Here is a 25,102-nt window from a genome sequence, read left to right on the forward strand (position 1 = left end):
AGGTAACACGGGCGCTACCGGTGCCACGGGACCTCAAGGCGTTCAAGGACCAACAGGTGCTACTGGCGCCACTGGTATAGGAGCTACTGGACCTACTGGACCTTCTGGTGGACCTACTGGACCAACCGGGCCTACTGGACCTAGCTTCCCTGTAGCAACAATTGTTGTTACAAACAACATTCAACAAACAGTACTCCAATTTAACAACTTCATTTTTAATACTGCAATCAACGTAAACAACATTATCTTCAATGGCACAGATACAGTTACTGTTATCAACGCTGGTATTTATGTCATTAGCGTATCCATCTCTACAACTGCACCAGGATGCGCCCCACTTGGAGTAGGAATTTCAATAAATGGAGCAGTCGCAACTGACAACTTCTCTTCAAATCTAATAGGCGACTCACTTTCATTCACTACGATCGAAACATTAGCTGCCGGCGCAAACATTTCCGTCAAACCTACCCTTAGCGAAATTACAATTCCTGAAACAGGAAACACTAACATTCGCCTTACTGTATTTAGAATCGCTTAAATTTCACTATGTATCGTTTATGGCAAATAAAAAAAGAGCGAGAAATTCGCTCTTTTTTTGTTATGTACAATAATTCATTACTACTCTAATTCAATTGAAACATTTTTTTGTGGTACAAATGTAGAAATTGCATGTTTATAAATAAGCTGTTGCTTACCTTCTGTTTCCAGTAGGACTGTAAAATTATCAAATCCTTTAATTAATCCACGAAGCTGGAAACCATTTAATAAGTACAGCGTAACAAACGTATTTTCTTTACGGAGTTGATTTAAAAACTGATCTTGAATATTGATTGATTGCTTCATGTCGAATCCTCCTCTTTTTCTCTACTTACTATTATTCGACTTTAGTTGTAACTTTCCTTCTATGTATCGTAAAATTTCTGACGTTTTTTCACCGCCTGTAACATCAAACCACGTGACATCCATCTTATTACGGAACCACGTTAATTGACGCTTTGCATAACGACGTGAATTCGTCTTTAATTGTGATACCGCTTCTTCTAAAGAGACACGATCCTCAAAATAATCATATATCTCTTTATACCCAATCGCTTGAATAGATTGACAATCTCGTATCCCTCTATTATACAATCCTTCTACTTCTTCTAATAACCCTTGGTCCATCATTATATCAACTCGTAAGTTAATGCGATCGTATAGCATTTCTCGATCCATTGTCAAGCCAATCAAGGAAACATCGTATAATAACTCGTTTTCTTGTTTTTCAAGTTGATCACTCATTTTTTCACCCGTCGTGTGGAAAATTTCTAACGCTCTAATGACACGACGTACATTATTTGCATGAATACGCTCAGCACTTTCTGGGTCTACTTCTTGTAATTTCTTATGTACATATTCCACACCACGTTCTAATGCTAACTTTTCCATTTGTTCTCGGTATATAGTATCGCCAGCATCATCCGTAAACTGATAATCGAATAAAACAGATTGTATATACAGACCAGTTCCACCAACGATAATTGGCAATTTACCACGCTCTGTAATCTCTCGAATATGCTTACGAACACGTTCTTGAAATTCGGCAACAGAAAATGAGTCTTCCGGATTTTTTATATCGACCATATAATGCGGAATTCCATCCATCTCTTCTTTTGTCACCTTTGCAGTTCCAATATCCATCGTACGATAAATCTGCATGGAATCTCCACTTATAATTTCACCATTCAGCGCTTTGGCAAGATCAATACTTAACTTCGTCTTTCCAACAGCAGTTGGTCCAATGATGACAGCAACTTTTTCACGTTGCACTTCTCCCATATCATTCAACTCTCTTTATGTAATGTACTCCATCTATTGATTATATCCAATCTTACCAATTTTAACGGCATGATTGCAAGTTCTTTCATTTCGGTACATGAAATTATAAATAAAAAAGAACATAGTTTGTCCAATTCCGCATATACATGATTAAAAATACCTTCGAGAGGATGAGTTGACTATGAAACAATCCACCATCAATTTTTCATCTTTAACAAAAGATCTTATTTTAGCTACTGCTACAAAAGAACAAAATTGTTCACAAGAAGAATTATATTTCGCCTTAAATTGTTTGCTACGTTCTTTTCATTCTACTCTCCAAGAAACAACATTACATCCAGAAAATAAAAATACAGAGTATATACAAAATCAATTTTGCAGTGCATATAAAATTATTACAGGTAAAACTATTTATCCTTTTCAATGATCCATAAAAGGCGGTTGCTTACACACGTTCAAGCAACCGCCTTTTATATTAATACATATACACTACTCTATAACTTTTACTTTTACAGATTTGCGCCCCCAGCTATCGGCACTACCATCTGAACCGACTAATACATCAATACGATTCCCTTTAATCGCACCGCCAGTATCTCCAGCAATCGCTTCTCCATATCCTTCTACCCATACTTTTGATCCAAGCGGAATTACTTTAGGATCAACAGCAATTACTTTCATATTCGGATTTGCTGTTAAATCATGCCCCATTGCAGTTAATACACGACCACCATACGTACCATTCTCACTTGGATGCGCTGTATACGCTGTCGCTTCTACTGTTATTTCACGTCCACCAGCAGGTGCACTTGTTTCAGTAGATTTCGTAACTTGTTTCGTAGTTGACTGCTGTTTTGCTACAGGTTTACTTGATTCTACATTTTTAACAGACTCTTTGCTCTTAACTACTTTATTATTTTTAACTGGCGTATTTACTCTTACTGGCGCCTCTTCTTGCGTTACAACTTCTTTCTTTTCAATTACAGGTGCCGTCCCTGTTAAAAATGGCATGTGAACATATCCCGTTTTTCCATTATAGTCAAATTGTAACCATTCATTTTGAACTTGATTTGTCGTTTCAATTACATCATCTTTATTCAGTTTACCAAGAATTTCAGAGTCAGTATTCGCTCCAGCACGAACATTTAACACGCCCGGCGTTACATAATATGTACTTTTTGTAAATTCAGCACTTACAAACGCTTCTTTACCATTTAATTTAATTTTTGCCCATCCGTTTTCTGTATTTATAACATCTAATTTATTTCCACTTAACATTTTACCTACAAGCTTTGACTCTACAGTTGGGTTTTCTCTAACATTTAATACGTCTGTTGTTACAATCGTTTCTGCTTTCGCAGAACCTGCAAAAATCCCAAGACCAAAAACTGCCGCCGTTGCTATACCTAATAATTTTTTCATGAATAGCCTCCATTTGCTTTGTTTTCGTATTTTCATTATAGCAACAGATTTTTAGGATTTTTAGAAATCACACAATTACAAACCATTCGTAATACACGATTAATGAGTTGTAACATAAATTTCCATATTAATGAATTCCATTTCTAATAGAATCCCCAATAGTTTTCATATATTTTCCACATACTAGCCCAGAATTTTTTTCCAAAAAAAATTACAGTATTACTTTTTTGTTACAAAAAAACCATATTTCATTACATCTTTTACCAAAATTCATCATTCTCCAATTATTAACTCCTTTTTTGTAATAAAAAAGAGCAGCTAATAAAAGCTACTCCTTTTTCATGTGTTATTTAACTTTCTTTTTCCCAATCCCCATCATAAGAGCTGAAATAACTGTCCCTATGAATATCGAGAAAATATATAGCACCGGTTTATTTACTAATGCGATAACAAACAATCCACCATGCGGTGCTGGTAATGTAATTTGGAATAACATAGATAATGCACCCGCAATACTTGAACCAACAACACAACTTACTATTACTCGAATCGGATCTGCAGCTGCAAATGGAATCGCACCTTCTGTAATAAACGATGCTCCCATAATATAATTTGTTAAACCAGATTTACGCTCTGCTTCAGTAAATTTTGATTTAAAGAAAGTAGTTGCGAATGCAATCGCTAATGGTGGTACCATACCACCGGCCATAACAGCAGAGTGTACGCCAAAGTTCTGCGCTTCTATTGCAGCAATACCAAATGTAAATGCAGCTTTATTAATTGGACCACCCATATCAATTGCCATCATACCACCTAATATAAGACCTAGTAATATAGCATTTGTACCGTTCAAACCATTTAACCATCCTGTTAACATTTCATTCAATGCTACTACAGGCGGAATTACTACTTTTTGCATAACAACTCCTGTAATCAACAATCCAAAGACCGGATATAACAATACAGGTTTAATTCCTTCTAACTGTGCTGGTAATCCTGAAAATAATCTTTTCAATCCTAAAACAACATACCCAGCTAAGAAACCAGCAATTAATCCCCCTAAAAATCCAGCATTCGCATGTGCTGCTAAAAATCCACCGACAACACCAGGCATAAATCCTGGACGATCAGCAATAGAACTCGCAATAAATCCAGCTAAAATTGGTACGAGGAATAAAAACGCACCTGTTTTGCCTCCACCAATAGACATTAACAATTCAGCCAATGGTCCTTCTGCTTTTATACCACCAATCCAAAATGCTAGTGCAATTAAAATTCCTCCACCCACAACGAATGGAAGCATATTACTTACACCGTTCATTAAGTGCTTATAAATTCCTAAACCTTTTTCTTTCTCTGTACTTTCTGTCTTCCCATCTTCCTTTATTCCATTAAAGATTGGCGCGTCTTGTTTTACAGCTCGATTAAGAAGTGTTTCCGTTTTTCTAATCCCATCAGCGACTGGCACTTGAATAACATGCTTCCCAGCAAAACGGTTCATTTCTACTTGTTTATCTGCGGCAACGATAATAGCTGTTGCTCGTTCAATGTCCTCTTTCGTTAAAGCGTTTTTTATACCTGTTGATCCATTCGTTTCAACTTTAATCGCTATTCCTAGCTCTGCTGCTTTTGCTTTCAAGCTATCCGCTGCCATATAGGTGTGAGCGATTCCAGTTGGGCAAGCCGTAACTGCTAGTACGTATGGTTCATTTCCTTCTGGTTTTGCAACTTCAATGTCTTCTTCTTCTTTTTCATTCTCTTTTTCATCAAATAAACGAAGAAGTTCCTCTTCATCCTTCGCTTCTAACAATTGCTTACGAAATCCTTCATCCATTAATAATGTAGATAGGCGCGATAACGTTTCTAAATGAGTATTATTCGCCCCTTCGCTCGCAGCAATCATAAAGAATAAATGTGCAGGCTGCCCATCAAGCGATTCATAGTTGATACCGCTTACACTTCTACCAAAACAAATCGCTGGTTGCTTAACAGCTTTTGTTTTCGCATGAGGTATTGCAATCCCTTCCCCTATACCAGTCGTACTTTGTGACTCTCGCTTTAAAATAGCTTCTTTAAATTCAGCTTTACTATTTAAACGATTTGCTCCGTCTAATTTCTCAACTAATTCATCTATGACAGCTTCTTTATTTGAAGCTGTCAAGTTCATAATAACTGTATCCCTTTTTAATAGTTCTGTAATTTTCATATGTTACTTCCCCCTATCGCTTAGTTACAATTACTTGCGACAATAATTCTTCTACTTTTTCTTTTTCACATAAATCAGCTGAAAATGCTGTTGCACTCCCTGTTGCAACGCCATATTGAAATGCCTTTTCAATATCTTTTGTCTGTTCATATTTACCTACAAATCCTGCAACGAGAGAATCTCCGGCCCCGACCGAATTAATTACAACACCTTTTGGAACAGTTGCTTCATATATACCTTCTGCCGTAAATAATAAAGCCCCATCTCCAGCCATTGATACGATAACGTGCTCTACACCTTGTTCAACTAATTTTCTTCCAAACGGTAAAACATCTTCTACTGTTGAAATCTCTACTCCGAATAACTCACCAAGTTCATGATGATTAGGCTTTAGTAAAAATGGTTTATTTTTAATTACATGCTGCAGCGCACTTCCACTTGCATCAACTACTACGCGAATACCTTTCTCAGCTCCGAGCGCTGCGATTGATTCATAAAAAGTAGTTGAGATAGACGCCGGTACACTTCCAGCTAGTACAACACAATCTCCCTGCCTCATACTTTCAATTTGTTTCATTAATTGTTCAAATTGTTCATTTGTCACATTAGGACCTTGCCCATTTAATTCTGTCTCTTCTTGCCCTTTTATTTTCACATTAATTCGGGAATCACCGTCTACTTGGACGAAGTTTGTTGTTACACCTTCCGCCTGTAATACATCTTTAATAAATCGACCGGTAAATCCACCAGTAAATCCAAGCGCTACATTTTCAACACCTAAACGATGAAGAACACGAGAAACGTTAATGCCTTTCCCTCCAGGAAATTTCATATCTTTCTCTGCTCGATTTACTGCTCCTAAATCGAAGGAATTAACTTGTACTACATAATCAATAGATGGGTTTAAAGTAACTGTATAGATCATTGTTTATCAGCCTCAATTACATTGGTTTGTCTTTTATATTTTTCTAAATCAATTTCTAAATAGTTTGTAATAATATTTGCTTCTTCAACATTGGCAATTTTCGCAAACGCAACTTCTGAAAACTTACTTTCATCAATTAAGAAATATCCTTCGTTTGCTAATGTTAATGCCATTTGTTTTAAAAGTGCCTCTTCTGGATCTGGAGTTGTAAAACCAAGCTGTTCATGCACACCATTCGCTCCTAAGAAACATTTATCAAAACGGTACTTCTGCATGCTTTCCTGTGCCATAGCACCAATTAAAGCTTTCGTCCTACTTTTCATCATTCCGCCTAGTAAATACGCACGAATATTATTTTCAACTAAAGCTTCAATATGCATAAGTCCATTCGTAACGACAGTAACATCTTTATTTATTAAAAATGGAATCATTTCAAATGTTGTACTTCCTGCATCTAAATAAATGCAATCACCTTGTTCAACAATGCTAGCCGCATAGTTAGCAATTTGTTGTTTTATTTGAATGTTTTTGGATGATTTTTCAACCATCGTTGGCTCTTGTCCTTTTCCTGTTAAAACAGCAGCACCACCATGAACTCTTTTTAATAACCTTTGCTTTTCCAATTGCGCTAAATCACGACGAATTGTTGATTCAGAGCTTTCTGTTCTTTCCACTAATTGCTGTAATTTAACAACCTTCTGCTCTTTTACAAGTTGCAATATCATTTGATGACGTTCAGGAGTTAACATTTTATTCACCTCTTCTTTGATTACAGTATAATGAAAACGATCACAAAAATCAACCATAAACATTCACAAATAACCAGAAACAGTCACAAACAGTTATAAACAGTTATAAACAGTTATAAACAGTTATAAACAACAAAAAAGAAACCCATTTGATTGTTATATCAAATGGGTTTCTTTTTTCGATTCACTTATAAAGAAGCTTTATATATACTTAAAACATCGTCTTTATTTAATTTTTTAAAGTTACCAAATTCACCATAAGCCATCGCTTTATCAGCCATTAAATCAATTTCATTTTCCCCAATACCGTAATCCGCTAACGTTACTGGTGCCTCAATTGAAGTCCAAAATTGACGTAACGCCTCAATTCCTTCTAACGCAATTTCTCGATCAGTCTTTTCATCTGTTTCTACATCGAATACGCGAATAGCGAACTGTTTAAAACGACTTACATTTTCATCTACAACACGCTTCATCCAGTTCGGGAATAAAATCGCAAGGCCACCCCCGTGTGGTATATCATGAACTGCAGAAACTGCATGTTCAATATTATGAGTCGCCCAATCTCCTTTTACTCCCATCGCTAAAATACCGTTTAACGCCATAGTACCGCAATATAAAATGGTTTCTCTATGCTCATAATTTTCTAAATCACTTAAAAGCTTAGGAGCAGTTTCAATTACTGTTTTTAAAACAGATTCACAATAACGATCTTGTAATTCTGTATTTGTTCCATGATGGAAATATTGCTCTAATACATGTGACATAATATCTACCATACCGTAAATTGTTTGATCCCTCGGCACAGACGCAGTATGAACTGGATCTAAAATCGAAAACTGCGGGAAAGTAACTGGGCTACCCCAGCCATATTTTTCATTCGTTTCCCAGTTTGTAATTACAGAACCAGCATTCATTTCAGATCCTGTTGCCGCAAGCGTAAGTACCGTACCAAATGGTAACGCCTCACTAGCAAATGCTTTTTTCGTTACAATATCCCATACATCTCCATCATATTTGCTACCAGCAGCAATTGCTTTCGTACAGTCGATTACACTTCCTCCGCCAACCGCTAATATGAATTCGACACCATTATCTTTACAAATTTGAATCCCTTTCTTTACAGTTGATACACGAGGATTCGGTTCAACACCTGTCAATTCAAATATTTCCGCATTTATATCTTTTAAAATAGAAATTACATTATCATAAATACCGTTTCTTTTAATGCTGCCTCCCCCGTATACGAGAAGAACTTTTTTACCGAACTGTGGAATTTCAGTTTTTAACTGTTCCAATTGACCTTTACCGAAAATAAGTTTCGTTGGATTACGAAATACAAAATTTTGCATATCCCTTTACCATCCCTTCTATATGAAAAGCAACTATACTTTTGTATACCATATTTTTTTCATTTCACAAAAATATTTGCCTAACAAAAAAAATCCCAGCCTAAAGGCTGAGATTTTTTATTGATAATAAGGTGAGATCATTAAGTAAACAATAACACCAGATAAACTTACATATAACCAAATTGGCATCGTCCAACGTACAATTTTACGATGACGTGTTAATTGATTTGTAAAACCAAATACAAGTGCAAACAATGCAAGTGGTACAATAATTGCTGCCAGGATAATATGTGTAATTAAAATGATGAAATACACATATTTAATGAATCCTTCTCCGCCAAAATGTGTTGCTGGCGCCAAGTAATGATACGATAAATAAGAAACACAAAATAGCAACGTCGTTGTAAATGCTGCTAAGATGAAACCACGGTGCATTTTCACATTCTTCTTAATAATAGAGTATAAAGCTGCTAATAAGAATACGAACGTAAAGCTATTAAAAATTGCATTTAACATTGGTAAAATTGTTACATCAAAATGTACTTCTCCTTCATAGCCAACAGGTCCAAAGAACAAAAATAAAATAATCGCATTTACAATTACAGAAAGCGTTATCACAATAGGAGCATAGCTTTTCTGATTAGTTGATTGATCCACCAAAATGGTCACTCCTCTTCCTTCAAATATGTATACGTAACCTCACTATTTTAACATATTATTCACAGTGTAAATGTGACAATAGTTTGACACAGTAAGACAGCGCAAAGAAAAAAATCCTTCTTAATAAAACTTCTTAAGAAGGATTTTATCGCTTTATTATTTAAATAGCAATGTAATTAGTTTTTGTTAAAAAATGTATTGCTATATGCTTGATAAATTTCAGACACTTGATATCCCATTAAAGAAATTGCTGTTAATGAAAAGAAACCAATCATAAGAAATCGAAACCACATATAAATCTCCTCCTTGTATTTAGCTTAAAAAGCAGTCGCTATATTACAAGTTGAATGGCACTCTTCATCGTCACTTTCCTTTTTCTTTACAATTGCTGTTATAAATCGAATCATAAAGAAAATCACAAAAGGAAATTGTTCGTAATTTACCTTGGCATAGTTTGGCAACGGCTCGCGCTGCACATCGAACGGAGATGAGAAGGAATAGAACATACCTTGCTCTTCCATATATACAATTACAATTTTCATACAAAACATTATTCCTAAAAATGAAACAATATCTTGCCATTCTGTCGTATATAACAAGTTATACAGCTCTAGTACGTACTCTTCCATCGTCATCCCCCCTTCCTTTTTTACCATTTTGCTCGCCTTCATATAAAAAGTCAAGAAAAAAGTTTATATTCACTATGACAATAGTAATTACTTGTTTCTATGATTATATATGATTCTTTTATAGCAATGATTGGGTGTAACTCTCTTCTAAAACAAGAAATTAGAATCGAACAGATTCCTCATTCTTGCTTTTAGGATTCAACAATGTACTATTTTTATTTCTATTAAAAATAAAATAAGAAATTATTATAAGAACAGTAACAAGCATTGTTAAAAGCGCTTGTGAACGTAAAGATTCAATTGCGAGCATGGCAACTAAAACTGCTATAATCGCAGTAATTGTAACATATGTTACATATGGAAAAAGCCACATTTTGACTTTCAAATTTTGTTGTTCCGCTTTCCCCATTTTTTTACGTATCTTGAAATGTGAAACTGCTATAACGAGATAAACGAGTAACGCAATCCCGCCAGATGCATTCACTAAAAATAAAAATACTTTATCTGGAGATATGTAACTAAAAACAACTCCAATGTAAGCAAAGAAAGTTCCAAATAAAACCGCCCGAACTGGAACACCACTACTATTCAATTTCAAAAATGCCTTTGGCGCGTCTCCTCTTTCTGCCATTGAAAAAAGCATTCTTGAGTTCGTATATAAACCCGAATTTAAACAAGAAAGTACAGCTGTTAAAACGATAAAGTTCATAATTTGTGCTGCCGCTGGTATCCCTATATGTTCCAGCACCGCCACAAACGGGCTTTTTAGTATGTTCGCTGAATTCCACGGAAGGAGTGTAACAACTACAGCAATCGATCCAATGAAAAATACGAGAATACGCCAAATTACACTATTTGTTGCTGTTTTTACTGCTTTTACAGGTTCGGCAGACTCTCCAGCGGCTACTGCGACAATCTCTGATCCCATAAATGAAAATATAACGACGGTAATTCCAAGTAGCACCGAACTTATACCATTTGGCATAAATCCTCCTTGCCCTACTAAATTCGAAGTGCCAGGTGCTTCCGTTCCTGGTACAAATCCTAAAATAACAGCGAGTCCAAGACAAAGGAACAAAACGATACTTATTACTTTAATAAATGAAAACCAATATTCAAACTCTCCAAATGATTTCACCGAAAAAACATTCGTCAATGTTAATAAAATCGTTAATATTAAGCTTAATAACCAGAGCGGGATTTCTGGAATCCAATATTGAATAATACCAGCACCTGCTGTAGCTTCTATCGCAATAACAATTACCCAGAAAAACCAATATAGCCACCCAATTGTATAACCCGCCCATGGACCAATTGCTTCTCTTGCATATGTTGCAAATGAACCACTTGTCGGGTTAATAGCTGCCATTTCCCCTAGCATTCTCATAACGAAAATGACTAGAAGTCCTGCTAATGCATATGAAACGATAGAACCTGGCCCTGCTGAATGCACAACCGCACCGCTTCCAACAAACAAACCAGCTCCTATTACGCCACCAATGGAAATCATTGTAATGTGGCGTATTTTGAGGTCTTTCTTAAGATTTTTATCCAACTCTTGTACATCCCCTTCCAAACTTAATTTTGAAATTTCCCCCGCATTAACGGGCAGTAAGACCCCCACCTCAAAATTCAGCGGAAGCAAAGAAGTTAGGTGGGAATCTACTGCCCGTAAAAGCCCGATTGGTGAGGGCTGATAATCAGCGGGGGATGAACAAAGCCCCACTGATTAAAGTTTCACTTTATGTAAGAGTATTATGCGAAAAATCTTGTCCTATACTTTAAAATATATCAAAATATTCTGAATTTAACAATCGTAATTCGACCTCCTCCAAAAATTATTACATTAGGTTTAATAATTTTCCATACACAATTGTTGAGAAAATTATAGTCACCTTACAAAAGTTCAAATTTTCAGATATCATGAAATAAACAAGATTATACATCTAGACAACTTTTTGTATAGGAGTGTTGATATGTTAAACAAGTTCAAATTTATTTGTTGTACTTTAGTAATTTTCTTACTGCTACCGCTAGCTCCCTTCCAAGCACAAGCTGCAAACAATTTAGGATCAAAATTACTCGTTGGATACTGGCATAACTTCGATAACGGTACTGGTATTATTAAATTAAGGGACGTTTCACCAAAATGGGATGTAATCAATGTATCTTTCGGTGAAACTGGTGGTGATCGTTCCACTGTTGAATTTTCTCCTGTGTATGGTACAGATGCAGAGTTTAAATCAGATATTTCTTATTTAAAAAGTAAAGGTAAGAAAATAGTTCTTTCAATAGGTGGACAAAATGGGGTCGTTTTACTTCCTGACAATGCGGCTAAGCAACGTTTTATTAATTCCCTACAATCTCTGATTGATAAATACGGTTTTGATGGAATAGATATTGACCTTGAATCAGGTATTTACTTAAACGGAAATGACACTAATTTTAAAAACCCAACTACTCCTCAAATCGTAAATCTTATCTCAGCTATTCGAACAATCTCAGATCATTACGGTCCAGATTTTCTATTAAGCATGGCTCCTGAAACAGCTTATGTTCAAGGTGGTTATAGCGCATACGGAAGCATCTGGGGTGCTTATTTACCGATTATTTACGGAGTAAAAGACAAACTAACATACATTCACGTTCAACACTACAACGCTGGTAGCGGGATTGGAATGGACGGTAATAACTACAATCAAGGCACTGCAGACTACGAAGTCGCTATGGCAGATATGCTCTTACATGGTTTTCCTGTAGGTGGTAATGCAACTAACATTTTCCCAGCTCTTCGTTCGGATCAAGTCATGATTGGACTTCCTGCAGCACCAGCGGCCGCTCCAAGTGGCGGATATATTTCTCCAACTGAAATGAAAAAAGCTTTAGATTATATCATTAAAGGAATTCCTTTCGGAGGAAAGTATAAACTTTCAAATCAGAGTGGCTACCCTGCATTCCGCGGCCTAATGTCTTGGTCTATTAATTGGGATGCAAAAAACAACTTTGAATTCTCTAATAACTATAGAACATATTTTGATGCTATTCCCTTGGAAAAATAATAAAAAACAACAATAGGTTACATAACCTATTGTTGTTTTTTATTTATGTAAATTACTTTTTCACTTCTACATGATGAAAAGATTCTTTTCCATCTCTACATAACTATTTACAATACTTAAAAGTAATTTGCCACGAAACCATTTCGTTATATAAACTTTCCAATTCTTTATGCCATGTTTCTACCATAGAAATTCCCCTTTCCTTTTTAACACTTTAAATAAAAATCACATAACATTCTGTATTTATCCAATAAAAAAAGAGAACTTTCTCTGAAAGTCCTGTTACTACTCTAAAATAGTCTAGTTGCTATTTTGCTTTAACACAAATACTGAAAGTTCAGGTACACTCCAAAATCTAACAGGCATTCGGGTTGTCCCAATACCACGATTTACGTATAAATGTAACGGCTTATTCTTCCCTTCTAATTCATACATACCTTCAACATGACTCTCAGCTAATTTTGTAGTAATTAATGGACCTATAAAAGGAATTTGAACTTGTCCTCCGTGACTATGTCCTGACATTTGAAAATCAACTGGGTAACGAGCTACTTTGTCTACAACATCCGGCTCATGTACTAAGAGCATATTAAAATCTTGTTGCCTTACTTGTTTTAAAGTCGCGTCTATTTGCGGCTTCCCTAATAAAAAATCATCCAAACCTGATATTGTAATATATTTGCCATTTTCCGCATTAATTTTATGCACTTCATTTACTAACACAGAGAAACCAGCTTCCTCCATATACTTTTTATAAAATAAACTACCTCCCCCGCCCCTATCATGATTCCCAAACACTGCATATTTCCCTAAGGGCGCATGTATTTTCTGCAAAATGCTTTGCGCTTCTTCTCTTTCTGCCTTATACGATCCAAACTTATCTATTAAATCCCCTGTAAAAACTACTATATCTGGATGTAACGTATTCATCTTCTCTACCAAATTTTCTAGTTGTTTCAATGTAAATTCTGGCCCTAAATGCACATCTGAGAATTGTAATATCTTTTTGTTATTAAACTCTTTAGGAATTGTAGAAGCTTCTATTTCATTCCACGTAACTGTTACTAGTTTTCGTTCTATTTCTGTCGCATAGAAATACAAACTTATTGAAATCATTACTATACTTATGAAACTGATTATACATATCTTGACGATTGATTTTTTTTGTTCTTTTTTTACATGATTCGTATTCATGTTCTCACCTCTAGAAGTACTTTAAAGCCTTATTGTTACATTAATGTGACAACATGAACAATGTTAGCTATATCCAATTCTATCCTCATTCACTTTGACAAATTTATACAGAAGTCATAACATATTTTTATAATACATAGATTCTTAAAAATGTTCCTTCTATTCATTCTATCATTTTATTAAGGAGAGATTATTCATGTCTGTATTTACACCAGAAGAAATTACGGAACTTGCTGCGAATTCCGGAAGAAAAAAAGCTCATTTATCATTACTCCCTATGCTAATTCTCGGTTTTTTTGGTGGTGCTTTCATAGCATTAGGGTATTTACTCGATATTCATGTTATTGGAACAATGCCAAAGTCTTGGGGATCATTTACTAGTTTTCTAGGTGCCGCTGTATTCCCTATCGGTCTTATACTCGTTATTCTTGCAGGCGGTGAGTTAGTAACTGGCAATATGATGACCGTTTCAATGGCGTGGCTTCACAAAAAAATCGAATTATTTCACTTCATTCGAAATTTAGTTATTGTTACGTTTAGCAACTTCATAGGTGCTGTATTCGTTGCTTATTTTTTCGGTCATATCGTCGGATTAACAGAGGGAGCTTTTTTAGCGAAAACAGTTTCTATTGCGCAAGCTAAACTACAAGATACACCACTACAAGCCTTCATTTCTGCAATCGGATGTAATTGGCTCGTTTGTTTAGCTGTTTGGCTCAGTATGGGAAGTAAAGAATTTATCGGGAAGATTATCGGTATTTGGTTCCCAGTTATGACTTTTGTTGCGATTGGATTTCAACACGTTGTAGCCAATATGTTTGTCATCCCAGCTGCAATTTTTGCCGGTCATTTAACTTGGATTGAATATTTTCCAAACTTCATTTTTGTTTTCTTCGGAAACTTAGTAGGAGGTATGTTATTTGTAGCATTACCTTATTTCATATCCTATAATAAGGAACTCCCTTCCAATAAAGAGCAAACTGCATTAAAGAAAAAATCTGTATCCGCTTAAATTGAAAGTCTATACAGTGGCTCTAAAAAATATTACAAATTTCATTTTTTTTACGAATATATGTGCGTACACTTGTTCTCGAATGTTTTATACGTTATAATAACAACTTAAATAGCATTATTTACATATGAGGTGAAAAACATGAACAAAACAGAATTAATTAAAAACGTAGCACAAAATGCTGAGATTTCTCAAAAAGAAGCTACTGTAGTTGTACAAACTGTAGTAGAATCAATCACTAACACTTTAGCTGCTGGTGAAAAAGTACAACTTATCGGATTCGGTACATTCGAAGTACGCGAAAGAGCTGCTCGTACAGGCCGTAACCCACAAACTGGTGAAGAAATGCAAATCGCAGCTTCTAAAGTACCTGCTTTCAAAGCTGGTAAAGAACTTAAAGAAGCTGTAAAATAATGAAAAAATAGCCTTCTCGTTTACGAGAGGGCTATTTTTTTCATTACATAATTAGTAAAAATCTGACCATTATGCTGTTTCTTTTGTTCCTTTATGCAAATAAAACCTTTACTTTCAAAGAAAGGTTTTGCTGTAATACTCGCTTCTGTATATATATCCCCATGCCCCAAGTTTACTGCTTCTTTTTCTAACTTCTGTAGTATGTATGAAGCTATCCTTTTCCCTTGATAATCTTTATGTGTAAATAAACGATCTACGTAATGATCATCATTATAATCGCCAAATCCCACTATCACACTGTTATGATCCGCTACATAACTAATATTCTTCTCTAAAGAATTTAACCAATTTTCTCTATCTAGTCGCTCTGGTGCCCATGCCTGTAGCTGTAATACATTATAATCTTTTGCATTAATTGTATGAACTGTTTCATAGAACAACTGTAATACTTGTTCTAAATCCTCTTTATGGAATGTTCTAATGATCATATCTTTTAACATATATGAACCTCCTTACTAAACTATCATTTAACTTTTCTACCATCTAGTATTCAATATTTCTGCTTTATTATATCTTTTTTCTTTCTATATAAACAAAAAACAATACTTATTTCAAAGTATTGTTTTTCGTTTAAAAGCATATGCAATTACTCTCTAGATTTTTATTTTTTTAATTTCACTCTTTGCAGTCGTAATGCATTTAATACAACGGATACAGAACTAAATGCCATAGCCGCTCCTGCAACCCAAGGTGCTAAGAAACCGAACGCCGCAATCGGGATTCCTAATCCGTTATAAGCTAGTGCCCAGAATAAATTTTGCTTAATATTTCTTATCGTCATCTTACTCATAAAGATTGCATCAGCAATACTATTTAAATCCCCACGGATTAACGTAATATCTGCCGCTTCCATCGCTACATCCGTTCCTGTTCCAATTGCCATACCGATATCCGCCGTAGCAAGAGCAGGAGCATCATTTATTCCATCTCCAACCATTGCTACTTTCTTACCTTGTGCTTGGAGTTTTTTCACTTCTTCTGCTTTTCCTTCTGGTAATACTTCTGCAATTACGTGATCAATACCAACTTGCTTAGCGATTGCCTGAGCAGTTTGTGTGTTATCTCCTGTAATCATAACAACGTCTAGACCCATTTTCTTAAGTCTTGCGATAGCTGCTTTTGAAGTATCTTTTACAGTATCTGCAACGGCCACTATACCAGCATATTCTTTATTGATCGCAATAAGCATTGCTGTTTTTCCTTCTCGTTCTAGCTCTTCCATCGATTTAGCAACTTCTTCAATATCAATATCGAATTTCTTCATTAATCGACGTGTACCAATTAATAATTGTTTCCCTTCTACAACTGATTCGATACCGAATCCTGGAATCGCTTCAAACGTTTCTGAACTTGGGATATCAATTTTCTTTTCTTTAATTCCTTCTACAATCGCTTCTGCAAGTGGATGTTCAGAATTTTTTTCTGCCGCAGCGACTAAACGTAGTATTTCTTCTTCATGGAATCCATCTACTACAATTACATCTGTTAAAACAGGCTTTCCGTTTGTCACAGTACCTGTTTTATCTAGAATAACTGTATCTAATCGGTGCGTTGCTTCTAAATGCTCTCCACCTTTAAATAAAATACCATACTCAGCTGATCTTCCTGATCCAGCCATAATAGATGTAGGTGTCGCAAGACCTAATGCACATGGACAAGCGATAACAAGTACGGCTATCATTTTCTCAAGTGCTCCGCCAAAATCACCAGGTGTAACAAATAGCATCCACACTGCAAATGTGATAATAGCAATCACAACTACAACGGGTACGAAAATACCTGAAATTTGATCAGCTACTCTTTGAATAGGAGCTTTTGACCCTTGCGCCTCTTCTACTACTTTAATAATTTGAGCTAATGCAGTATCTCTTCCTACCTTAGTTGCTTTCACTTTTAAAAATCCATTTTTATTCATTGTAGAACCGATTACTACATCCCCAATTGTTTTATCAACTGGAATACTCTCACCTGTTAACATCGATTCATCTATTGCTGACTTTCCTTCTACAATTTCTCCATCTACCGGGATTTTTTCACCAGGTTTTACATAAACGATATCACCAGCTACTACTTCTTCGATTAAAATTTTCATTTCTGTTCCGTCTCGTAGAACAGTAGCGGTTTTCGCCTGTAATCCCATTAATTTTTTAATTGCTTCTGACGAGCGTCCCTTTGCCTTTGCTTCAAATAATTTACCTAAAATAATTAATGTAATAAGTACTGCACTCGTTTCAAAATACAAGTCTGTCATATGTTCCGAAGAACCAATCGACCTAATACTTAAATACACACTGTAAAAATACGCTGCCGACGTTCCAAGTGCCACGAGAACATCCATATTGGCACTTTTATTTCGTAACGCTTTATAAGCTCCAACATAAAACTGCCCACCAATGATAAACTGAACTGGAGTTGCAAGAGCTAGCTGCACCCAAGGGTTCATAAGCATATCAGGTAAATAAATAAACGATGTAAATGAGAAATGACTTACCATTGCCCACAGTAACGGGAATGATAAAATAAATGAAATGATAAATTTCTTCTTTTGTCGCTCAATTTCTTGTAAGCGATGATCAGTTGATCCATCTTGCTCATCTGATTTCACTTCCAATTTATATCCTAATTTCGTAATTGCACTCTTCATTTCATTTACATTAATTTCATCAGGGTTAAAATCTACTGTAGCTGATTCCAAAGCGAAATTTACTGTCGCTCCGTTCACACCTTCTAACTTATTTAAACGCTTTTCTACTCTATTCGCACATGCTGCGCATGTCATCCCTGAAACAGTAAACTCAGCTTTATCACTTACAATTCCATATCCTAACGATTCAACTTTTTCCTTAAACTGTTGCGGATTTGTTTTTTGGGGATCATACATTATTTTTGTTTTTTCAAGTGCAAAATTTACATTTGCATCATGAACACCTTCTACTTTTTTCAGACCTTTTTCAATTCTATTCGCACATGCCGCACATGTCATTCCTGATATTTGAAGATTAGCCTCTTTCTGTTCATTCATGTCTCTCACCTCTATATACCCTCATAAGGTATAATTATTAACAAAATAAATCGTACTTCCTATAAAGTACGATTTATTTCCATATCTAAAAATAATTATTGAACATCGTATCCTTGATCTTCAATTACAGCAACGATATCTTTTAGTGTTACAGCAGACGAGTCGATAGTAACTTCAACAGTTCCTTCTGCTAATTGAACCTTCACTTGTTCAACACCGTTTAGTTCTTTCACACTGCTTTCAATAGAATTTACACAATGTCCACAAGACATACCTTCAACTTTTAATGTTAACTGTTCCATTTAAAATCCTCCTCTTGTTTCTTCATTGTTTGTTAATCACAATTACATCTTACCATACCCCCCTAAGGTAATCAATGGTTTTGTATCATGATTTTTCAATTATTTTCTAAAAGTTTATTTTACATACACTTTTTCACATCAATACCCCGAAATCTTATATGAAGGTAAACAAAAAACAAGCCAGTTACATACTAGCTTGTTTTTACGCTTTTGAAAAACGTTCAAATACAGTCATTAATTCTTCAATTGCTTCGTCACCATTGCCATCTTTAATAGCACCTGAAACACAATGACTTGTATGGTTTTTTAATACACCCATTCCTACTTTTTTCATCGCTGCATTAATCGCTGAAATTTGCACTAAAATATCCACGCAATAACGATCATTTTCAATCATATTTTGAATACCGCGGACCTGTCCTTCAATTCTCTTTAATCTATTTATAATCTGCTCTTTTTCTTTTTCTGATCTATGTGTTACCGCTTCATGCTCTTTATGATCCATAATTATCACCTTCTTAAAGTTTCTCTTCATCCAATAAAACAATTGCTTTTACGAGTATACCAATTATAGCATTAATTATCTACGTATGATACCCCATATGAGTATATTTCCGCTCTATGCTTATTCTTAACAACTTATTAGCTTCTCAGACTCAATTATTATGATACCCTTGCCTTTTTTTCAAAAAACAATAATAAGCAGGGATTATCCATCCCCGCTTATTATTCATCCACAAATATAAAAGTCTCAATTTTCACACGTGTAAATTGAGACTTTTTTCTTCCTATATATAATTATTGCTGATCACATACTTTTGTATCATTCACTACTGAAGTTCCTTCAACGGTTACCGTATGAAAACAATCATTTACACGAACTGTCACGACATTATCTTGCCGATCAATAACGTGATATTCATTAAAATTTTTATTCAGAGCACTGCGAATTTGTTCTCCTTCATAAATTGGAATGCCATGTGATAAAACCCAAATAAGCCCAGCGATAGCAAGAATAGTTTTCATACGATCTACCTCCTTGAGAATATAGTGAACTTTTAATCCATGCTGTTTCAGCTCTTCTAATCATGAATGGAATGAATCAAGCCTTTTTGGAAATAAGTTCATTTCGTCTATTTTATGTTTATGCTAATTGTGACCGAATTGTGACAACTTTTTGTCTCTTTAGACGAAAAGTTGAAACAAAACGTTCAAAAAAGACAATTCTACTTGCACAAACAAAAGGCTATGGAAAATTTACCATAGCCTTTTGTTTGCATTTTATTAGATATTCATTTCAATTTATACGTAACTAATAAACCTTAACCCTTTACTTAAAGAAGTCGGCACAACAGATGCGTGATTCTCCCCTTCAGCTTCATAAAACGTAAATCGAAACTGATCGTGTTTGACTTGGAGAAGACGCTCTGATAATTCATTTGCCCCTACAACCATATGCTCTCGTTCTAGTGACCCAACTGTAAGGAACACTCCCGTTTGAAACTTGGCACTGTTTAATTCATTTATAAGATTCGCTTCTTTTTCAAGCACAGATTGGTTATTCCACCAGATTGATGGACTACTAATAAAATAATTTTGAAAGGCATTTACGTTTGTAAATAATATATGTAAAGCAAATAAGCCACCTAACGAATGCCCAAATAATGTTTGCTTTCCTTTATCAATCTTATAATTATTTTCAATTTGAGGTTTCAGTTCTTCTTCCATAAAAGTAAAGAAGTTATGTGCTCCTCCTGTTTTAGGCCACGGTTTGCCATCTGGTTTTAAAGGCGCATCTTTTGAAATTACACTTGGCGTAAAATCATAACATCTTTCTTCTCCTGAAAATGCCTCTTCAATTGGATAACCAATACCTATTATAATGGCTGGTGAAACACCTGTTTTTTCCGCTCTAACTGATTGTATTTTAACCGCTTCATGGAATGTTTGAAAAAAGGCATTGCCATCTAATACGTATATAACAGGATATCCTGACTCTGGTGCTGGCCGCCTCGGCTTTGAAATATGAATTTGATATTCCTTACAGTCTAATTTTGAATACAGTTTCCACTGTTCTGTATTAGATGTAATAATCTGCTGTTTTTCAATAGTAGTATTCATCTTATATTCCCCCCTTCTTAACTCGTTACATATATCTCTACTTTCTCTTCTTGAAGTGCAACGCTATCGTATCCAAAACAAACAGGAGACCCATTATACGGATCAATCATGACACGCGCATCAATATGAAATACTTCTTTTAACACTTCATTTGTAATGATTTCTTCTGGGCTACCAGTTGTAACGATTTCCCCTTCCTTCATCGCAATAATTTCATCTGAAAACCTTGCTGCATGGTTAATATCATGTAGTACCATAACAACCGTACAATTATGTTCTTTATTTAACTTCTCCACAATTTGTAATACATCTAATTGATGAGACATATCGAGATATGTAGTTGGTTCATCTAGTAGTAACACTTCTGTCTCTTGTGCTAAAGCCATCGCTAGCCATACCTTTTGTCTTTGACCGCCTGATAAATTTGCAATTTGTCTCGTTCGAAATTCAGAAGTTTTCGTTATATCTAATGCCCAATCAATCATCTCTTTATCTTTTGAAGTTAACTTATTTACATTATTTCGATGTGGATAGCGTCCATAGGAAATTAATTCTTCCACTTTAAGTTCTCCTGGTGCAATTGGAGTTTGCGGGAGTAAAGCTAACTGCTTCGCAATTTCTTTTGTTGGAATCGTATTTAAATCCTGTCCTTGCAAATATACTTTACCGCTCTTTTGCTTTAAAATTCTTCCCATTGTTTTTAACAGTGTTGATTTCCCGCACCCGTTTGGCCCTATAATTGTCGTTACTTTTCCTTCTTGTATTTCCACATTTAAATCGCGAAACACTGTAAGCTTTTCATAACTCGTTTCTAAATTTTTTGCACTTAAAATACTCACTTTTATTCCTCCTCTTACGCTTTCGCCTTATAAAGTAAATATAAGAAATACGGTACACCGACAATAGAAATAACGATTCCAACAGGTAACTCTACAGGGGTGAAAACTGTTTTTGCAATAAAGTCTGAAGCTATTACAAGGAACATTCCGATTACTCCGCACGTAGGAATGATATGCTTATGCTGAATACCGACAAGCCTTTTTGCTATATGCGGTGCCATTAATCCAATGAAACCAATACTTCCTGAAACTGCAACACATGCACTTACAAGTCCGATACTACTTAATAGTAAAATAGATTTCTCTCTTTCTACTGAAACACCTAAACTTGTAATACTCGTTTCTTCCAATTGAAATAAATCTAATAAATAAGCTTTCTTTTGTATAAGCGGAATTAATATGATAAGCCACGGCAACATAGCAATAATATACTTCCAGTTTGCACTATATATACTTCCTGACACCCAAACTGCAGCCATCTCGAAATCAGTTGACTTCATTTTGAGTGATAAGTACATAGAAAATGCTCCAAATCCTGACCCAATCGCAATCCCTGTTAATAAAAGACGTTGGGAGTCTAGCTTACCGTTTTTCCATGAAAACAGATAAATGATGATAGCTGCACCTAATCCGCCGACTAAACCAAACATTGGCATCATCATAATAGACATCCAGTCTGTGCTCTTTAATTGCCCTTGAAAGAAAAACATAAAAATAACGATTGCTGTGCCGGCCCCAGCATTCACTCCTAAAATACCTGGGTCTGCCAATCCATTTCTCGTAATCCCTTGAATAACAGCACCTGCAACGCCTAGGCCTAATCCTACTAGCCCAGCAATTACGATACGAGGAAGACGAAACTCAAAAATAACTAAATCATGGTCTGGTACTGGATCTATTCTAAAGAGTGTTTTAAATACATCTGTAATTGTAATATCAAACGTACCATTCGTTAAACTAATATAAATAGCACATAGTATTAAAAATATAATAATCCCCATCGTCATTCCAAAACGTTGACTTGAACTTTTAAGCATGTCTCTCTCCTCCTCTTGTACGAATTAAATAAAGGAAGAAAGGAATTCCAATTAAGGAGGTAACGACCCCAATAGGTGTTTCAAATGGATAGTTTACAAATCTACTTAAAACATCACATAACGCTAAGAAAACTCCACCAATAACGCCTGCACATGGCAAAATCCACTTATAATCTACCCCAATTATAAAGCGAGTAATGTGCGGAATAATTAAACCTACAAAACCAACTTTTCCTACTAAAGCAACTGCTGTTCCTGTTAAAAAGATAACTGATAAAATTGCCATCGCTTTAACTAGTTTTGTACGCTGCCCTAGATTAATAGAAACTTCTTCTCCTAAAGAAAGAATGGTAATAGATTTTGATATTAACAACGCTAAAATTATTCCGATTATCCCAAACGGTATCGTGATTTTAATGATATTAGGATCCACTTGGTCTAACTTTGCATTAAACCAAAAACTAACATTTTGAGAGATTTGGAAATATGATGCCATCGCGGCCGATACACTACTTAAAAATGTTCCAATAACTGTTCCGATAATCGCTAACCTAACTGGTGATAAGCCATTTTGAAGGAGCGAGCCAAAACCAAACACGATACCGGCTCCTAGTGCAGAACCAATCATTGAACATAAAACCATACCAATTGATGACATTCCCGGAAGAAAAATCATACAAAGTGTAATAACAAAGGCTGCCCCATCCGTCACACCCATAATAGAAGGGGATGCAAGATAGTTTCTTGTCATCCCCTGCATAAGTGCTCCTGATATGGCTAGAAATGCTCCAACTAAAAGAGCTGCAACTACCCTTGGTAAACGTGAAGTAATAATAATATTATGATTTACATCGCTTGAATCAAAATGAAATAATGCGTTCCACACTATTTCAGCATCAATACTCTTCGCCCCATACAAAATAGAAAATATAACTGTAAATAAGATGAGTATGGGTGCTATACATAATATAGTCACTGGTACTGCATTTGTTTTCTGCATATCATTCAACGCACCTTACTTATTGTATTATTTAGATAAATTTTTCACTGCTTCTTTTAAGAATGCTGTTTTACTCCAAGCAGTACCACCTTGTGCCATTGGGTCTACAACGTTTACAAATACTTTCTTTTCCTTCGCAGCATTCATACTTTGCCAAATTGGATTACTTTCAATTTCTTCTAGCACTTTCGGATTTTTATTTTCAGTTGTCTCATATTGTAAGAAAATATAATCCGGATTAAGTTCAGCAAGTTTTTCAAATGAAATTTTCTCTTGTGCTTTTACAGTTTTCAATTGTTCTGGAGCAGTTAATCCAAGATCTTTATAAATGACAGGGTTGAAGTATACTCCTTCTGGATATAGGAATAATTCGTTTGCTCTTAGTCTAATGACAAGTACTTTTTTGTCTTTTAACTTATCTCCTAGTTTTGCTTTTGCCTTTTCAGCGTCTGAATTGTAATCTTTAATAATTTTTTCTGCTTTATCTTTTTTACCAGTTAATTCTCCCATTAACTTTAAGTTATCTTCCCAATTTGTTGAAACGTGTGATACCGGGAATGTAGGAGCTACTTTCGTAAACTTTTCAGCTGTTTCTGCTGGGAATTTCGTACTTGATGTAATAACGTCTGGCTTTAATTGTAGTAATGTTTCAAAATTTGGTTGCATTTTCTCGCCAACAGATTTCGCACCCTCTAAATCTTTCTCAAGATACTTCGGTAATTTACCACCAACAGTAATGGCACCTACTGGCTTAATACCAAGTACCGCTGCATCTTCCATTGACTCTAAACTAGCTGTCGCAATTTTATCTACTTTTGCTGGTACTGTATATTCTTTACCTAAATATGTAATTTTTCTTTTTTCGTCTTTTTTCGTTTCCGTAGCTTTTGTCTGTTGCTTTTGTTCTCCTGAAGTTTTATCCGTACTATTGCATGCTGCTAGTCCTACACTTAAAACTGTAACCATCCCTAAAGTAAATAACTTCTTGTTCATCTTTATATAACTCCTCTCGAATTCTCAAACTATATTCTCAATAAAATTTAACTATATGAAACTTGTCTCACATATATATTTCATTAGATTAATAATTCTATCCAGAACTCATTCTCGTTCACTTCCCCTAAACTATAATTCTTTTACACCTCATCTATTGATAACACTTTTCATTGATAATGATTATCGTTACTAAGTATATATTTAATATGCAATTATTTCAAGAAAGATTTGAAAAATTTTAACAAACTGAATAAAAAAGAAGTATCCGCCTAATCTTAGGAAGAT

General features: G+C 35.1%; 26 protein-coding genes and 1 pseudogene. 5 read left to right on the forward strand and 22 right to left on the reverse strand.

The window, feature by feature from the left end; translation table 11 throughout:
* A partial coding sequence (locus CER22_RS20915) for a Gly-Xaa-Xaa repeat protein (RefSeq protein WP_142293522.1) occupies positions 1 to 538 on the forward strand: 538 nt, incomplete at its 5' end.
* Positions 539 to 618: 80 nt separating this feature from the next.
* On the opposite strand, the gene hfq is transcribed toward CER22_RS20915, so the two are convergent.
* Positions 619 to 843, reverse strand: coding sequence for an RNA chaperone Hfq (gene hfq / locus CER22_RS20920; RefSeq protein ID WP_000813896.1), 225 nt, complete (start codon positions 841 to 843; stop codon positions 619 to 621).
* Between the two features lie 21 nt (positions 844 to 864).
* Positions 865 to 1,818: a tRNA (adenosine(37)-N6)-dimethylallyltransferase MiaA gene (gene miaA, locus CER22_RS20925; protein WP_088064239.1), complete on the reverse strand. Its 954-nt coding sequence runs from the start codon at positions 1,816 to 1,818 to the stop codon at positions 865 to 867.
* A gap of 181 nt (positions 1,819 to 1,999) precedes the next feature.
* Between miaA and CER22_RS20930 the strand changes: the two genes are divergently transcribed.
* Positions 2,000 to 2,245 (forward strand): hypothetical protein, encoded by a 246-nt coding sequence (locus CER22_RS20930; protein ID WP_000814419.1) that lies wholly within the window; start codon positions 2,000 to 2,002, stop codon positions 2,243 to 2,245.
* A 62-nt stretch (positions 2,246 to 2,307) separates the two neighbouring features.
* Here CER22_RS20930 and entD read toward each other — a convergent pair whose 3' ends face one another.
* From entD to gabP, 8 genes are all read right to left on the reverse strand, one after another.
* On the reverse strand, positions 2,308 to 3,240 hold the full coding sequence (entD, locus tag CER22_RS20935) for a cell wall-binding protein EntD (protein ID WP_088064240.1): 933 nt from the start codon (positions 3,238 to 3,240) through the stop codon (positions 2,308 to 2,310).
* A 346-nt stretch (positions 3,241 to 3,586) separates the two neighbouring features.
* Positions 3,587 to 5,446 (reverse strand): PTS fructose transporter subunit IIABC, encoded by a 1,860-nt coding sequence (locus CER22_RS20945; protein WP_088609492.1) that lies wholly within the window; start codon positions 5,444 to 5,446, stop codon positions 3,587 to 3,589.
* 13 nt (positions 5,447 to 5,459) lie between these two features.
* Positions 5,460 to 6,371 (reverse strand): 1-phosphofructokinase, encoded by a 912-nt coding sequence (pfkB, locus tag CER22_RS20950; protein WP_060487493.1) that lies wholly within the window; start codon positions 6,369 to 6,371, stop codon positions 5,460 to 5,462.
* On the reverse strand, positions 6,368 to 7,120 hold the full coding sequence (locus CER22_RS20955; RefSeq protein ID WP_088064242.1) for a DeoR/GlpR family DNA-binding transcription regulator: 753 nt from the start codon (positions 7,118 to 7,120) through the stop codon (positions 6,368 to 6,370). The genes pfkB and CER22_RS20955 overlap by 4 nt, the downstream gene beginning before the upstream one ends.
* Before the next feature lie 188 nt (positions 7,121 to 7,308).
* Positions 7,309 to 8,472, reverse strand: a complete 1,164-nt coding sequence (locus CER22_RS20960; protein WP_046956536.1) for an iron-containing alcohol dehydrogenase — start codon at positions 8,470 to 8,472, stop codon at positions 7,309 to 7,311.
* Positions 8,473 to 8,589: 117 nt separating this feature from the next.
* Positions 8,590 to 9,132: a DUF420 domain-containing protein gene (locus CER22_RS20965; protein ID WP_000228316.1), complete on the reverse strand. Its 543-nt coding sequence runs from the start codon at positions 9,130 to 9,132 to the stop codon at positions 8,590 to 8,592.
* Between the two features lie 317 nt (positions 9,133 to 9,449).
* Positions 9,450 to 9,788 (reverse strand): hypothetical protein, encoded by a 339-nt coding sequence (locus CER22_RS20975; RefSeq protein WP_113732328.1) that lies wholly within the window; start codon positions 9,786 to 9,788, stop codon positions 9,450 to 9,452.
* A 133-nt stretch (positions 9,789 to 9,921) separates the two neighbouring features.
* On the reverse strand, positions 9,922 to 11,316 hold the full coding sequence (gabP, locus tag CER22_RS20980; RefSeq protein WP_000360103.1) for a GABA permease: 1,395 nt from the start codon (positions 11,314 to 11,316) through the stop codon (positions 9,922 to 9,924).
* A 421-nt stretch (positions 11,317 to 11,737) separates the two neighbouring features.
* Here gabP and CER22_RS20985 point away from each other — a divergent pair, with 421 nt between their 5' ends.
* Positions 11,738 to 12,820, forward strand: coding sequence for a chitinase (locus tag CER22_RS20985; RefSeq protein WP_088064244.1), 1,083 nt, complete (start codon positions 11,738 to 11,740; stop codon positions 12,818 to 12,820).
* A gap of 52 nt (positions 12,821 to 12,872) precedes the next feature.
* On the opposite strand, the pseudogene CER22_RS34215 reads toward CER22_RS20985, so the two are convergent.
* Together CER22_RS34215 and CER22_RS20990 are read right to left on the reverse strand one after the other, a co-directional pair.
* A pseudogene (locus CER22_RS34215) lies at positions 12,873 to 12,952 on the reverse strand (N-acyl-L-amino acid amidohydrolase); the annotation flags it as partial.
* Positions 12,953 to 13,120: 168 nt separating this feature from the next.
* A complete protein-coding gene (locus CER22_RS20990; protein WP_088064245.1) occupies positions 13,121 to 14,014 on the reverse strand; it encodes a metallophosphoesterase in 894 nt (297 codons plus the stop codon).
* A gap of 196 nt (positions 14,015 to 14,210) precedes the next feature.
* On the opposite strand from CER22_RS20990, the gene CER22_RS20995 reads away from it, so the two are divergent.
* Both CER22_RS20995 and CER22_RS21000 read left to right on the forward strand, forming a co-directional pair.
* Positions 14,211 to 15,026 (forward strand): formate/nitrite transporter family protein, encoded by an 816-nt coding sequence (locus tag CER22_RS20995; RefSeq protein ID WP_087984993.1) that lies wholly within the window; start codon positions 14,211 to 14,213, stop codon positions 15,024 to 15,026.
* A gap of 141 nt (positions 15,027 to 15,167) precedes the next feature.
* The gene (locus tag CER22_RS21000; RefSeq protein WP_001043904.1) at positions 15,168 to 15,440 is read left to right on the forward strand and encodes an HU family DNA-binding protein; all 273 of its coding nucleotides are present in this window, start codon (positions 15,168 to 15,170) and stop codon (positions 15,438 to 15,440) included.
* A gap of 20 nt (positions 15,441 to 15,460) precedes the next feature.
* On the opposite strand, the gene CER22_RS21005 is transcribed toward CER22_RS21000, so the two are convergent.
* The 10 genes from CER22_RS21005 to CER22_RS21050 form a co-directional block, all read right to left on the reverse strand.
* On the reverse strand, positions 15,461 to 15,940 hold the full coding sequence (locus CER22_RS21005; RefSeq protein WP_088609493.1) for a GNAT family N-acetyltransferase: 480 nt from the start codon (positions 15,938 to 15,940) through the stop codon (positions 15,461 to 15,463).
* Between the two features lie 161 nt (positions 15,941 to 16,101).
* On the reverse strand, positions 16,102 to 18,522 hold the full coding sequence (locus CER22_RS21010; RefSeq protein ID WP_088122937.1) for a heavy metal translocating P-type ATPase: 2,421 nt from the start codon (positions 18,520 to 18,522) through the stop codon (positions 16,102 to 16,104).
* Positions 18,523 to 18,617: 95 nt separating this feature from the next.
* Positions 18,618 to 18,824: a copper chaperone CopZ gene (copZ, locus tag CER22_RS21015; protein ID WP_002014669.1), complete on the reverse strand. Its 207-nt coding sequence runs from the start codon at positions 18,822 to 18,824 to the stop codon at positions 18,618 to 18,620.
* Positions 18,825 to 19,026: 202 nt separating this feature from the next.
* Positions 19,027 to 19,329 (reverse strand): metal-sensing transcriptional repressor, encoded by a 303-nt coding sequence (locus CER22_RS21020; RefSeq protein ID WP_000349636.1) that lies wholly within the window; start codon positions 19,327 to 19,329, stop codon positions 19,027 to 19,029.
* Positions 19,330 to 19,622: 293 nt separating this feature from the next.
* Positions 19,623 to 19,850, reverse strand: a complete 228-nt coding sequence (locus CER22_RS21025) for a hypothetical protein (RefSeq protein WP_000849106.1) — start codon at positions 19,848 to 19,850, stop codon at positions 19,623 to 19,625.
* A 276-nt stretch (positions 19,851 to 20,126) separates the two neighbouring features.
* Positions 20,127 to 20,945, reverse strand: coding sequence for an alpha/beta hydrolase (locus tag CER22_RS21030; RefSeq protein ID WP_088064248.1), 819 nt, complete (start codon positions 20,943 to 20,945; stop codon positions 20,127 to 20,129).
* Between the two features lie 17 nt (positions 20,946 to 20,962).
* Complete coding sequence (locus CER22_RS21035; protein WP_046956533.1) at positions 20,963 to 21,784, reverse strand: ABC transporter ATP-binding protein; 822 nt, start codon at positions 21,782 to 21,784, stop codon at positions 20,963 to 20,965.
* A 14-nt stretch (positions 21,785 to 21,798) separates the two neighbouring features.
* Positions 21,799 to 22,821, reverse strand: a complete 1,023-nt coding sequence (locus CER22_RS21040) for a FecCD family ABC transporter permease (protein WP_088609494.1) — start codon at positions 22,819 to 22,821, stop codon at positions 21,799 to 21,801.
* Positions 22,814 to 23,821, reverse strand: coding sequence for a FecCD family ABC transporter permease (locus CER22_RS21045; RefSeq protein ID WP_088122939.1), 1,008 nt, complete (start codon positions 23,819 to 23,821; stop codon positions 22,814 to 22,816). The genes CER22_RS21040 and CER22_RS21045 overlap by 8 nt, the downstream gene beginning before the upstream one ends.
* A gap of 27 nt (positions 23,822 to 23,848) precedes the next feature.
* Positions 23,849 to 24,814, reverse strand: coding sequence for an iron-hydroxamate ABC transporter substrate-binding protein (locus CER22_RS21050; RefSeq protein WP_060487502.1), 966 nt, complete (start codon positions 24,812 to 24,814; stop codon positions 23,849 to 23,851).
* Between the last annotated feature and the right edge of the window lie 288 nt (positions 24,815 to 25,102).

Source organism: Bacillus sp. K2I17, assembly GCF_002209985.1.
Lineage (GTDB): Bacteria > Bacillota > Bacilli > Bacillales > Bacillaceae_G > Bacillus_A > Bacillus_A wiedmannii.